Consider the following 11,932-nt stretch of genomic DNA (forward strand, 5'->3'; position numbering starts at 1 on the left):
CATGAACAGACCCATCACGCTCTTCACGGGTCAATGGGCCGATCTTCCCTTCGAGGAAGTGGCACGGCTCGCAGGCGAGTGGGGCTTCGACGGCTTGGAGATCGCTTGTTGGGGCGATCACCTGGATCCGCAGCTCGTTGTTGATGACGACACCTACCTTCAGGGCAAGCTCGACATCCTGGAGAAGTACGAATTGAAGGTCCATGCCATCGCGAACCATCTCACCGGGCAGGCCGTCTGCGACGATCCCATTGATGAGCGGCATCAGGACATTCTCCCGCCCTCCGTGTGGGGTGACGGTAGCCCTGAAGGGGTGCGGCAGCGTGCGGCCGAGGCGATGAAGACAACTGCCCGGGCTGCGGCACGGCTCGGAGTGGAGACCGTCACCGGATTTTCCGGCTCGTCCATTTGGAAGTGCGTCGCCATGTTCCCGCCTGCCTCCGACGCCATGATCGAGCGGGGTTACCAAGACTTCGCCGAGCGCTGGAACCCCATCCTGGATGTCTTTGACGAGGTTGGTGTTCGTTTTGCCTTGGAAGTCCACCCGTCGGAAATCGCCTACGACTACTGGACAACCAAGCAAACCTTGGAAGCCATCGGCCACAGGGAATCATTCGGAGTGAATTTCGACCCCTCCCATTTCATCTGGCAGGACCTGGATCCCGTGATGTTCCTCCAGGACTTCGCGGACAAGATCTTCCACGTCCACGTCAAGGAGTCCGTCCGCCAACTCAACGGACGCAACGGCCGCCTCGGGTCCCACCTACCGTGGGCAGATCCCCGGCGTGGCTGGGACTTCGTCACGGCCGGGCATGGCGATGTGAACTGGGAACCGATTTTCCGCACGCTGAACGCGATCGGATATGCAGGTCCCACCAGCATCGAATGGGAGGACGCAGGAATGGACCGCTTGGTCGGCGCTCCCCAGGCGTTGGACATGGTCCGCAAATTGGCAGCTATCCAACCTCCCGCCGCGGCTTTTGACGCCGCTTTCGCTAGTCGTTGAACTGACGCGCACATAGCCCTGACTCACACCTGAGACGCCCCGAAACGAAGGAAGCAATGACAAGCAACAGCAAGACAGCACTGGTGGTTCGCGGCGGCTGGGACGGACACCAGCCGGTGGAAGCCACCGAACTGTTCCTCCCCTACCTGCGTGAGAACCGTTACGAGGTTCGTGTGGAAGAGTCGCCCAAGATCTACGCCGACGCCGACTACATGGCCGGCGTGGACCTCATTGTGCAGTGCATGACGATGTCCATTATCGAAAAGGACGAGTTCGAGGGGCTCCGCACCGCCGTCGAAAACGGCACGGGCCTTGCAGGCTGGCACGGCGGCATCGCCGATTCCTACCGCAACAACTCGGACTACCTCCACTTGATCGGCGGCCAATTCGCCTGCCACCCGGGCAAGCACCCTGACGAGCTGACGGGTGAGCAGTCGGACAACTACGTTCCGTACACCGTGAATATGCTGCCCGCGGCCGCCGAACACCCCATCACCCGGGGAATAGGCGACTTCGATCTCGTCACCGAGCAGTACTGGGTGTTATCAGACGACTACATCGACGTTCTGGCCACCACCACCCAAAAGGTCCGTGAATGGGACCCATGGAACCGCGAAGTCACCTCACCGGCCATCTGGACCCGGCAATGGGGCAAAGGCAAGATCTTCGTCTCCACCCCCGGACATCGCGTGGAAATCCTCCAGGACCAGAACGTACGCACCATCATCGAAAGGGGAATGCTATGGGCAACGCGCTAAAGGCAGACCAGCCCGTGAACGTGGGCATTATCGGTTGCGGGGCCATCATCGCCCAGTACCTCACCAACTTCCGCCGCCTGGATTCCATCAACTTGGTGGCAGTGGCGGACTTGGACCCGGCCCGTGCCAAGGCAGTTGCGGATTCCTACGACGGCGTTCGCCCGCTTTCTGTGGATGATCTCCTTGCAGCGGACGATGTGGACCTCGTCCTGAACCTCACCATCCCGGCCGCGCATGCCGACGTCGCCCTCAAGGCCATCGCCGCCGGCAAGTCCGTCTACGGTGAGAAGCCATTGGCAGCCACCACGGCGGAAGCCAGGAAGGTCCTCGATGCAGCTGCGGCGGCCGGAGTGGTGGTTGGTTGCGCTCCTGACACTGTTCTGGGTACCGGCATCCAGACGGCCCGCAAGGCGATCGACGACGGCCTGATCGGGGCACCGGTTTCGGCCACCGCCACCATGGCGACTCCGGGACACGAACGCTGGCATCCGAACCCCGATTTCTATTACCAGCCCGGCGGCGGGCCACTCTTGGACATGGGCCCGTATTACGTCTCGGCACTCGTCACACTGCTGGGACCGGTGGTGTCGGTGATCGGCGCAGCAAGCCACACCCGTAACGAGCGGACCATCGGCTCGGGTCCGCGGGAGGGCCAGAAAGTCCCCGTTGACATCGATTCCCACGTCACGGGCGTCCTGGTCCATCAATCGGGGGCACTGTCCACCCTGTTCATGAGCTTCGACGCCGTCAAGACCAAGAGCCCCAATATCGAGGTCCACGGCGAGACCGGTTCGCTGGTGGTCCCGGATCCAAACTATTTCGACGGCGAAGTTCAGCTGTTCGCCCTCGGCGCCGAGGACTGGGAGACACTCCCCGTCTCCGCGGGCTACGTGGATTCGGGACGAGGTTTCGGCATTGCCGACCTTGCGGCCACCCCTCCCGGCGAAGAACCTCGTGCCGGTGGCCAGCTGGCGTTCCACGCCCTTGAGGTCATGGAGTCCGTCTTGGAATCGGCGCGAACAGGCCAAGCCGTAACCATCCAGAGCACAGCGCCGCGGCCCGCAGCCGTTGAACTGACGGAACTCCCGACGACGGTACGCGCCTAGCCCTTCGCGTCCCCGCCGAGGTGTCGGTTAATGCCAGTTAATGCCAGTCTTCCAGCACTTTATGGGCACTAAATGGCATCTCGGCGGCGCGAGCGGGCCTTAGGGTGACAGTTGCCCGGCCCGGAGAAGTACCGATTGGGCGTGCTTGAGGATGGGACCATCGATCATCTGGCCCTTGAATTGGAACACGCCAGTACCGGCTGCGGATGCTGCCGCCAGTAACTCGGTTGCGTGAGCCACTGCCTCCGGAGCCGGGGCGTAAGCTTCCCGCACCACCGCTACTTGCTTCGGATGGATGCACGCCTTCGCGCCGAAGCCACTGGCAACGGCATCCCGGGACTCCTCGGCCAGACCTTCTAGGTCCGGGATGTTCACATACACGGAGTCGATAGCTTCCTTGCCTGCGGCCTTGGCGGCGAGCAGCACAGCGGAGCGTGAATTCAGGGCCACAGCCCGGTACCCGCCGTCGTCGTTCCTGCTGGAGAGGCCACCGAGGGAAGCGAGCAGGTCCTCCGCCCCCCACATCAGTCCAACCACGTTGGGTTCGGCCGCAATAGCCGGAGCGTTCACAACCCCGGCAGCCGTCTCACAAAGAGCTATCACCTGGTACTCCGCCAAAGCACGGAGCTGCTCCGCACCCTCGGCCTTGGCCAACATAACGGTCCGGTAAGGAGTCTTGGCCAGCAATTCGAGATCCTGTGCGAACTCGGGCGTCCCCACTGGATTGACGCGGACTATGGTCCTGCCTGGTTCCAAACCACCGTCGCCGACTTGCTCGAGGATCGCTTGCCGGGCAGCGGATTTATCGCCCGGAGCGACTGCGTCCTCAAGGTCCAGAATCACGGCATCGGCACGGTCGGCCGCCTTCCCGAATCGCTCTGGCCGGTCCGCTGGGCAAAACAAGAGGGCCGGGCCCATAGTGAAAGGCAAGGCTGCCGCCGGGGACGTCGAGTCGGGAGAAAGCATGGGTTTCCTAGCTGCTGGAGTGTCAGGGAAAAAAAGTTCAGGATTGGGCTGCGTGCGCTTCCTTGGTCCACATGAGGCAGGTGCGCTTGGCCAAGGCAACAACGGTCCCATCCTGGTTGCGACCGGTGTGCTCCATGGTCACCACACCTTGGCCCGGCCGGGACGATGACAACCGTTTCCCGGTAATCACCGTCTCCGTGTACAGGGTATCCCCGTGGAACAGCGGGTGCGGAAAGCTGACATCGGTTAGGCCCAACTGCGCAATGATCGTCCCTTGCGTCAGCTGGGTGACCGACTGGCCCACCATGGTGGACAGCGTGAACATGGAATTCATGAGCCGTTGCCCGAACGGTTGCGACGAGCTCCAAGCAGCGTCCAAATGTAGTGCTTGTGTGTTCATGGTCAAGGTGGTGAAAAGGACATTGTCCGTTTCCGTGACCGTACGCCCGGGCTTATGAGCGTAGATCACGCCCTCCTCAAGCTCATCGAAATACAACCCGCGCTGCTCGACAACGCGGGTCATACCGTGAGCTCCTGGTCTTCTTCGAACAACTCGGCACCGGTGGCAGCCACGACGTCGTCGAGGGTCACGTTTGGGGCCAACTCGCGGAGGACCAGCCTCGGGTTGCCGGCATCCTTCACGACGTCGATCACCGCAAGGTCCGTGATGATTCTGTCCACGCACCCCTTTCCCGTCAGCGGCAAGGTACAGTCCTGCACGATTTTCGGTCTGCCGTTTCGGTCCACGTGGTCCATCATGACGATGACCTTCTTGGCCCCGAACACCAGATCCATGGCCCCGCCCATGCCTTTGACCATCTTTCCGGGGATCATCCAGTTGGCAAGGTCCCCGTTGGCGGCAACCTCCATGGCTCCCAGCACGGCAACATCGACATGGCCGCCGCGGATCATGCCGAAGGACGTGGCGGAGTCGAAGAACGCAGCTCCCGCGTTCGTGGTCACGGTTTCCTTCCCCGCGTTGATCAGGTCCGGGTCCACTTTGTCCTCGGCCGGGTAGGGTCCTACCCCGAGGATGCCGTTCTCCGAGTGAAGAATGACCTCCACACCGTCCGGGATGTAATTGGGAATCAAGGTGGGCATTCCGATTCCGAGGTTCACGTACTGCCCGTTGGTGAGTTCCCGGGCAACGCGGGCGGCCAGCTCGTTCCGGGTCCAGCCTTTGGTTTCGTGCTGTTCGACGTCGGCACGCCGGTACTCGTGCCGGACGGCTTCGGGGCGGGGCGGAATGTCTTGGTAGCTGTGGTCGTTCACAGTGCCACCGTCCTCTTCTCGATCCGCTTCTCCGTGGCCGGAGCAACCACTACCCGCTGGACGAAGATACCGGGCGTGTGGATTTGGCCGGGATCCAACTCCCCCGGCTCCACCAGTTCCTCCACCTCAGCGATGGTGGTGGTAGCGGCCATGGCGCAGAGCGGGTTGAAGTTCATGGCTGCCGCATGGAACACAAGGTTGCCGTGCCGATCCCCCTTCCAGGCATGGACCAGCCCAAAATCCGGGGTCAAGGACTCCTCCAAGACGTAGTCTGCCTCATTGAATGACCGCACCTCCTTCGGTGCGGAGGCAATGGCGACATTCCCGTCGGCGTCGTACTTTTGCGGTAGGCCGCCTTCGGACACCTGGGTTCCCACACCGGCCTTTGTGTAGAACGCGGGTATGCCCGCGCCGCCAGCGCGGAGCTTCTCAGCCAACGTTCCCTGCGGGGTCAGGACCACCTCCAACTCCCCCGCCAAGTACTGCCGGGCGAATTCCTTGTTCTCGCCAACATACGAGCTGATGGTGCGGCGGATGCGACCGTCTTTGAGGAGGATCCCCAGCCCCCAGTCGTCCACACCGCAGTTGTTGCTGACAGTTTCGAGATCCGTGGTGCCCTGCTGGTGGAGAGCATCGATGAGTGAGACCGGAATACCACACAAGCCGAAACCCCCGACGGCGAGTGACGCGCCATCGGTGATGTCCACCACCGCCTCGGCGGCACTGGCAACAACCTTGTCAATCATCCGTGATCCTTCCCCTACGGTTACAGACCCAACTCGCGGGCGATCAGCATCAACTGGACCTCGGTGGTGCCTTCCCCGATCTCAAGGATCTTCGAATCACGGTAATGCCGGGCAACCGTGAACTCGTTGATGAAGCCATAGCCACCGAACACTTGGGTAGCGTCCCGTGCGTTGTCCATGGCCGCCTCGCCTGCGACCATCTTAGCGATGGCCGCCTCGGTCTTGAACGGCTTACCTGCCAACATCCTGGCCGCCGCATCGTAGTAGGCCAGGCGGGCTGTGTGCGCCCTGGCCTGCATGCGGGCGATCTTGAACTGGATGGCTTGGTACTTGCCGATGTTCTGTCCGAACGCGCTGCGTTCCTTGGCGTACTTCACGGACAAGTCCACGCAGCCTTGGGCTGCGCCAGTAGCCAAAGCAGCAATGGCAATCCGGCCCTCGTCCAGGATGGAGAGGAAGTTTGCGTAACCGCGGCCGCGCTGGCCTAGGAGGTTCGCTTCTGGAACCCGGACGTTGTCCAAGGTCAGGGGGTGGGTGTCCGAGGCATTCCAGCCCACCTTGTTATAGGGCTTTTCGGCCCGGAATCCCGGCGTCTCGGTGGGTACGAGGATGGTGGAAATTTCCTTCTTGATGCTACCGTCGGCGCGCTCCTGCTGCCCGGTGACGGCTGTTACGGTCACCAACGTGGTGATGTCAGTGCCGGAGTTGGTGATGAACTCCTTGTTCCCGTTGATGACCCACTCGCTGTTTTCGAGCCGGGCCTGGGTTTTGGTGCCCCCGGCGTCAGAACCCGCTTCGCGCTCCGTGAGGCCGAACCCGGCCAAGGACCGTGCCGACGCCAGCTCTGGCAGCCAGCGTTCCTTTTGTTCCTGGGTACCGAAACGGTACACAGGCATGGCCCCCAGTGATACCCCGGCTTCAAGGGTGATGGCGACTGACTGGTCCACCCGGCCCAACTGCTCCAGGGCCAGCGCGAGGGCGAAGTAATCGCCACCCATGCCACCGAATTCTTCGGGGAAGGGCAGCCCGAACAGGCCCATCTCGCCCATCTGTTTGACCACTTCGTAGGGGAAGCTGTGCTCTTCGTCGTGTTTGGTGGACACGGGGGCAACTACTTCGTCTGCGAATTCACGGACGGAGTCACTCAGGTCTTGGTATTCCTCGGACAACTCAAAAGAGCTCATGGCTGGACTTCCTTATTCTCAGCAGAAACGGGTTGATGAATCGTGGCGAGCACTTGATCGGCTTTGACCAGGTCCCCGCGTTTGCTGGTCAGGTGAACCGTTCCGGCCACCGATGCCACCAGTTGGTGCTCCATCTTCATGGCTTCGACGGCCAGGAGCACTTGGCCTTCGGTGACGGAATCACCGTCCGCCACGGACACGGACACCACGGTTCCGGGCATCGGCGAGCGCACCTCGGGATCGGCAGCACCTTCTTCGCGTTCAATGCCAGCAAGCATCCGCCGTAAACGCTCGGCCCGGTTGAGGACCTCGAACCGGCAGGACCAGCCGTTGTTGCCCAGGAAAATCTCTTCCACTTCACCAGTCACACGGTGTTTGGTACCCACAGCGTAGGCAGCCGCACCGCCGTCGAACTCCAGCCGGATACCATCGCCTGTGCGCTCTGCGATCGAGACCCGGTACCGGGGTTCGATCGGTGCCGAGAGGCTGCCGGTCAGGGCATTGGCCACGATCGCTATAAGGCTGCCGTGCGCCTCGGTGATGGACACAGTGGCTGCGTCGCCACCGGGCAAGCCCAGGGTCACCCTCCATGCCCCGGCGCCACCCAGCCGCCATGAGTCAGGTGGTGCCCACGCGTTGCCGGCCTTCGTTGTTCCGCTGCGTTCCAACCACAGCGTGACTGCGGCGGCAATGAGCTCGTGAGTGCCCGCGTGCCGGAACTTCATCGCCGTCAGTTTGCGCTCGATCAAGCCGGTATCGAGTTCTCCGGCGCGGACTTGCGGATCGTTGATCAACAACCGGAGATATTCGACGTTGGTGTCGATGCCCAGCAGCGTATACCTGCCCAGAGCATCGTCCAGCGTGTCCAACGCGGCGGCGCGGTCCGCACCCCAAGCAATGACCTTCGCGAGCATCGGGTCATAGTCGCCGGTGATGTCCAGGTCCTCCCGCATGGCGGAGTCGATGCGGACATTTCCATGGGACGCTTGGACGCCGGACACCCCTGGATCCGGGGCACCGTGTTCGGCGAGCGCCACGATTCGCCCCATGGACGGCATGAAGTTCCGCTCGGGCACCTCAGCGTAAACCCGTGCCTCCACAGCGTGGCCCTTAAGTTCGACGTCGGACTGCGCCACGGTGAGCACCTCGCCGGCGGCGATCCGCACCTGCCACTCAACGAGGTCGACGCCGGTCACCATCTCCGTGACGGGGTGCTCCACCTGAAGGCGGGTATTCATCTCCATGAAAAAGAACTCGTCGGGGTGCTCATCCGAAACCAGGAATTCCACGGTCCCAGCGCCCGTGTAGTTGACCGAACGGGCTGCGTTGCAGGCGGCCTCGCCCATGCGGGCCCGCTGTGCCCGGCCGTCGGGCAGCGACTCGAACAACGCAGATGGCGCCTCCTCAATGACCTTTTGGTGCCGGCGCTGCAAGGAACACTCGCGCTCGCCAAGGTGGAGGACGTTGCCGTGCTTATCTGCCAGGATCTGCACCTCGATGTGCCGCGGCGCGGAGATCAGTCGCTCCAGAAAGAGGGTGTCATCGCCGAATGCTGAGGCCGCAACGCGCCGCGCGGTGCTCAGCGTACTGGCCATGTCCTCAGCCCGCTCGACCACATGCATGCCCTTGCCGCCGCCACCCGCCGACGGCTTGATCAGCAGGGGAAAGCCCACTTCCGGAGCGGCCTCGATCAACAGCTGGTCCGTCAGTCCGGGCTTTGAAATTCCGGGGGTGCACGGCACGCCGTGGGCCATCACGTGGTTCTTGGAGCGGATCTTGTCCCCCATCACCTCAATGGCGCCAATCCCCGGCCCGATGAACGTGATGCCCGCAGCGTCCAGCGCCTTGGCGAACTCCACGTTCTCGGAAAGGAACCCGTAGCCGGGGTGGACGGCTTCGGCCCCGCTTCGCCGACAAGCATCAACAATGGCGTCGATCCTCAAGTAGCTCTCGGCCGGAGTGGTTCCGCCGATGGCAACGGCGGTGTCCGCCAGTGCCACGTGTTTGGCATCTTTATCCACGTCCGAGTAGACAGCCACGGAGCGGATACCCATGGCTTTCAGCGTGCGGATGACGCGGCAGGCGATTTCACCGCGGTTGGCGACAAGGACCGCACTGAAGGCGGTCTTCACAATTGGTGGCACTGTTGTGGTTGGTGACAGCGTCATGATCACATCCTGAAGAGGCCGAAGGAGGTCTCGGGCAATGGTTGGCGGGAGACGACGTCCAGAGCCATTCCGAGGACGCGGCGGGTGTCCGCTGGGTCGATGATGCCGTCGTCCCAGAGCCGGGCCGTGGAGTAGTACGGGCTTCCCTGATCCTCATACTGCTGCTTGATGGGGGCCTTGAAGGCTTCTTCGTCCTCCGCGGACCATTCCTGGCCGGCGGCCTCGTACTGGTCGCGCTTCACCGTGGCGAGGACACTGGAGGCTTGGTTTCCGCCCATCACGGAAATACGGGCAGCAGGCCACATCCACAAGAACCGTGGCGAGTAAGCGCGGCCGCACATCGAGTAATTGCCTGCACCGAACGAGCCGCCAATCACCACCGTCAATTTCGGCACCCGCGCCGTGGCCACGGCGGTGACCATTTTGGCCCCATTCTTCGCGATGCCGCCTTGCTCGTAGTCCTTGCCAACCATGAAGCCGGACAGGTTCTGCAAGAAGATCAAGGGAATGCCGCGCTGGTCGCAAAGTTCGATGAAGTGGGCGCCTTTGAGGGACGACTCGCTGAAGAGAACGCCGTTGTTGGCCACTATGCCCACGGGGTGCCCATGCAGGTGCGCGAATCCGGTCACCAGCGTGGTGCCGTAGTTCTTCTTGAACTCATGGAACTCCGAGCCGTCAACAATCCTCGCGATGACTTCGCGGACGTCATATTGGGCGTTGACATCCGTAGGAACCACGCCATAGATCCCTGCGGGATCGACGACGGGCCGCAGGACGACGTCGAGCATATCCCAGGCCGGCTGCGCTGGCTTCGGCAAGGTAGCCACGATGTCCCTGACGATTTCCAAGGCATGCTGGTCGTTCTCGGCCAAGTGGTCGGTGACTCCCGAGATACGGGAGTGCACATCCCCGCCACCGAGTTCTTCGGCCGTGACTATCTCACCGATGGCTGCTTTCACCAGGGGCGGACCGCCCAGGAAGATCGTGCCCTGGTTCCGGACGATCACGGTCTCGTCGCTCATGGCGGGCACATAAGCACCACCGGCCGTGCAGGAGCCCATGACTGACGCGATTTGGGGAATCTTGGCCGCCGACATCCGCGCCTGATTGAAAAAGATCCGGCCGAAGTGCTCTTTGTCGGGAAAAACCTCGTCCTGCTTGGGCAGGAAGGCTCCCCCGGAATCCACGAGGTAGATACAGGGAAGCTTGTTCTCCATGGCGATTTCCTGTGCCCGGAGGTGCTTCTTGACCGTCATGGGATAGTACGTGCCGCCCTTGACGGTGGCGTCATTTGAGATGACCAGGACATGCCTGCCGTGAACCAGGCCGATTCCTGCGATGACCCCGGCTCCCGGCGAATCGTCGTTGTACATGCCGTTTGCCGCAAGCGGTGCAATCTCCAGGAATGGGCTGCCCTCATCCAGCAGGTAATCGATCCGTTCGCGCGGAAGGAGTTTTCCGCGGGCAACATGCCGCTCCCGCGACTTGGCCGGGCCGCCGAGAGCCGCCGTCGCCAAACGCTCTTTCAGCTCCCTCACCAGGTTCAGTTGCCCTTCCCGGTTAGTTTCGAACGTGCCGCTGGCCGCCCCTGCAAAGCTGGAAATCGTCTCCATTGACCCCTGTCCCATTCCGGTCCCGGACCGTGCTCCAAGTAGCACCCCAGTGGGATTTAGGTTAGTGGCTATTAACTGAAATGTCCAGCGTCTTGTGATGCCCGGCACAGCGGCCTGAAGGCCACCGTGTCGCCCTTTGACGATTTCGCTGAGAGCTAAAAATGGAGCGGACCAAGCGGCGTGAGGCCCACGGAATCGCCAGGCGATGGACAGCCCAGGGAGCTGAAAACCCCCGCGCTTTCGCCTTTTCGCGCTGCTCGCCTTCGGACGGGCCGGGGACTGTCCCATGCTGCAGCAGCGAACGCAAGTCACACGAAACGGGCCATTATCGGGGGCAAGACTTGGCTCACCCCTGCTGTTAGATTCCATTTGTCCAATGAATGGATAAGTGCATTGTTCTATTTCTGGGGGGAGGTAAGAACCATGGAGAACCAACTGGCTCAGATTGAGCAGCTTGAAGAACTTGACGCACCCGGATGGGGTGAGTGGGTTGCCGGGATCGGCGTAGGCGCAGTTGTTGGCGGTGGCCTCATTTACGGCGGCATCGCCATCGGCGTCGCAATCACCTGATATTCAATGGCGAGTCCGGACTGTCCATATAAGGCCTTTGGGGAGGTGAAAATGGAAACCACTCTTGATGTAGACAACGAATTCATGACCCTCGTAGCCGGAATCGAACCACTGGAGTCGCTCGACGCGGCTTGGAACTGGGGAGAATTCTTCGGCGGAGTAGCGATCGGAGTTGGTGCTGCAGGCGTCGTCGCAGGCGGCATCGGCATCGGCGTTGCCATCACCTAGGAATGACCGTCCCTGTGGGGGCGGCCATGATGCTTCCGCCCCCACAGGCACACCCTGAAGACCAAGACCGCAATTCATCACGGTCCACTGACATCAAAGTGCAGAAAAGAGTGACGACTCGAATGACACAAGGTAAGGCTGCCATCCCCCTCATAGCCATACTTGGAGCCCTCGTGGCAACGCTGGGCGGATTGACCGCGATGCTTGCGGTCAACGGTACCCAGCCGATCCTCCTCGGAATTTCTTTGGCGGTATGCCTCATCCTGCTGATAGTGCTGGGCATTTTCATTGGACTGCTGCGGAAGCGGAGTTAGT

General features: G+C 61.9%; 13 protein-coding genes. 6 read left to right on the forward strand and 7 right to left on the reverse strand.

Annotation, left to right across the window (positions count from 1 at the left end; translation table 11 throughout):
* Position 1 precedes the first annotated feature (1 nt).
* From SB659_RS16470 to SB659_RS16480, 3 genes are read left to right on the forward strand one after another with little or no spacing between them, the layout of a single operon-like run.
* The gene (locus SB659_RS16470) at positions 2–1,006 is read left to right on the forward strand and encodes a sugar phosphate isomerase/epimerase family protein (protein WP_284979947.1); all 1,005 of its coding nucleotides are present in this window, start codon (positions 2–4) and stop codon (positions 1,004–1,006) included.
* 56 nt (positions 1,007–1,062) lie between these two features.
* Positions 1,063–1,764, forward strand: a complete 702-nt coding sequence (locus SB659_RS16475) for a ThuA domain-containing protein (RefSeq protein WP_410551095.1) — start codon at positions 1,063–1,065, stop codon at positions 1,762–1,764.
* The gene (locus SB659_RS16480; protein WP_410551096.1) at positions 1,749–2,870 is read left to right on the forward strand and encodes a Gfo/Idh/MocA family protein; all 1,122 of its coding nucleotides are present in this window, start codon (positions 1,749–1,751) and stop codon (positions 2,868–2,870) included. Before SB659_RS16475 ends, SB659_RS16480 begins: the two co-directional genes overlap by 16 nt.
* Positions 2,871–2,969: 99 nt before the next feature.
* On the opposite strand, the gene SB659_RS16485 is transcribed toward SB659_RS16480, so the two are convergent.
* Genes SB659_RS16485 through SB659_RS16515 form a run of 7 tightly spaced genes read right to left on the reverse strand, consistent with a single transcriptional unit; the run spans position 2,970 to position 10,819 of the window.
* Entirely contained in the window at positions 2,970–3,836 is an 867-nt protein-coding gene (locus tag SB659_RS16485) for an HpcH/HpaI aldolase/citrate lyase family protein (RefSeq protein ID WP_284979944.1), read from the reverse strand.
* 37 nt (positions 3,837–3,873) lie between these two features.
* Entirely contained in the window at positions 3,874–4,359 is a 486-nt protein-coding gene (locus tag SB659_RS16490; RefSeq protein ID WP_284979943.1) for a MaoC family dehydratase, read from the reverse strand.
* Positions 4,356–5,108: a CoA transferase subunit B gene (locus SB659_RS16495; protein ID WP_410551097.1), complete on the reverse strand. Its 753-nt coding sequence runs from the start codon at positions 5,106–5,108 to the stop codon at positions 4,356–4,358. The genes SB659_RS16490 and SB659_RS16495 overlap by 4 nt, the downstream gene beginning before the upstream one ends.
* Positions 5,105–5,854, reverse strand: a complete 750-nt coding sequence (locus SB659_RS16500; protein WP_410551098.1) for a CoA transferase subunit A — start codon at positions 5,852–5,854, stop codon at positions 5,105–5,107. Before SB659_RS16500 ends, SB659_RS16495 begins: the two co-directional genes overlap by 4 nt.
* A 20-nt stretch (positions 5,855–5,874) precedes the next feature.
* Entirely contained in the window at positions 5,875–7,038 is a 1,164-nt protein-coding gene (locus tag SB659_RS16505) for an acyl-CoA dehydrogenase family protein (protein ID WP_284979940.1), read from the reverse strand.
* Positions 7,035–9,206 carry an acetyl/propionyl/methylcrotonyl-CoA carboxylase subunit alpha gene (locus SB659_RS16510; RefSeq protein ID WP_410551099.1) on the reverse strand — a complete coding sequence of 724 codons (2,172 nt, stop codon included), beginning with the start codon at positions 9,204–9,206 and terminating at the stop codon, positions 7,035–7,037. The genes SB659_RS16505 and SB659_RS16510 overlap by 4 nt, the downstream gene beginning before the upstream one ends.
* Positions 9,207–9,208: 2 nt before the next feature.
* Positions 9,209–10,819 (reverse strand): carboxyl transferase domain-containing protein, encoded by a 1,611-nt coding sequence (locus SB659_RS16515; protein ID WP_410551100.1) that lies wholly within the window; start codon positions 10,817–10,819, stop codon positions 9,209–9,211.
* 423 nt (positions 10,820–11,242) lie between these two features.
* Here SB659_RS16515 and SB659_RS16520 point away from each other — a divergent pair, with 423 nt between their 5' ends.
* The 3 genes from SB659_RS16520 to SB659_RS16530 all read left to right on the forward strand — a co-directional run bounded on the left by SB659_RS16520 (position 11,243) and on the right by SB659_RS16530 (position 11,931).
* Positions 11,243–11,389: a hypothetical protein gene (locus SB659_RS16520; protein WP_284976555.1), complete on the forward strand. Its 147-nt coding sequence runs from the start codon at positions 11,243–11,245 to the stop codon at positions 11,387–11,389.
* Positions 11,390–11,440: 51 nt separating this feature from the next.
* Complete coding sequence (locus SB659_RS16525; RefSeq protein WP_284976554.1) at positions 11,441–11,617, forward strand: hypothetical protein; 177 nt, start codon at positions 11,441–11,443, stop codon at positions 11,615–11,617.
* 122 nt (positions 11,618–11,739) lie between these two features.
* Positions 11,740–11,931 carry a hypothetical protein gene (locus tag SB659_RS16530; protein WP_284979937.1) on the forward strand — a complete coding sequence of 64 codons (192 nt, stop codon included), beginning with the start codon at positions 11,740–11,742 and terminating at the stop codon, positions 11,929–11,931.
* Position 11,932: the final 1 nt, after the last annotated feature.

This window comes from Arthrobacter sp. SIMBA_036, assembly GCF_046535135.1.
Taxonomy (GTDB): Bacteria; Actinomycetota; Actinomycetes; order Actinomycetales; family Micrococcaceae; genus Arthrobacter.

Bases quoted from the DNA above. Each gene is read 5' to 3' on its own strand.
- SB659_RS16470 (WP_284979947.1), top strand. From the start codon at position 2: ATGAACAGACCCATCACGCTCTTCACGGGTCAATGGGCCGATCTTCCC.
- SB659_RS16475 (WP_410551095.1), top strand. From the start codon at position 1,063: ATGACAAGCAACAGCAAGACAGCACTGGTGGTTCGCGGCGGCTGGGAC.
- SB659_RS16480 (WP_410551096.1), top strand. From the start codon at position 1,749: ATGGGCAACGCGCTAAAGGCAGACCAGCCCGTGAACGTGGGCATTATC.
- SB659_RS16485 (WP_284979944.1), bottom strand. From the start codon at position 3,836: ATGCTTTCTCCCGACTCGACGTCCCCGGCGGCAGCCTTGCCTTTCACT.
- SB659_RS16490 (WP_284979943.1), bottom strand. From the start codon at position 4,359: ATGACCCGCGTTGTCGAGCAGCGCGGGTTGTATTTCGATGAGCTTGAG.
- SB659_RS16500 (WP_410551098.1), bottom strand. From the start codon at position 5,854: ATGATTGACAAGGTTGTTGCCAGTGCCGCCGAGGCGGTGGTGGACATC.
- SB659_RS16505 (WP_284979940.1), bottom strand. From the start codon at position 7,038: ATGAGCTCTTTTGAGTTGTCCGAGGAATACCAAGACCTGAGTGACTCC.
- SB659_RS16510 (WP_410551099.1), bottom strand. From the start codon at position 9,206: ATGACGCTGTCACCAACCACAACAGTGCCACCAATTGTGAAGACCGCC.
- SB659_RS16515 (WP_410551100.1), bottom strand. From the start codon at position 10,819: ATGGAGACGATTTCCAGCTTTGCAGGGGCGGCCAGCGGCACGTTCGAA.
- SB659_RS16520 (WP_284976555.1), top strand. From the start codon at position 11,243: ATGGAGAACCAACTGGCTCAGATTGAGCAGCTTGAAGAACTTGACGCA.
- SB659_RS16525 (WP_284976554.1), top strand. From the start codon at position 11,441: ATGGAAACCACTCTTGATGTAGACAACGAATTCATGACCCTCGTAGCC.
- SB659_RS16530 (WP_284979937.1), top strand. From the start codon at position 11,740: ATGACACAAGGTAAGGCTGCCATCCCCCTCATAGCCATACTTGGAGCC.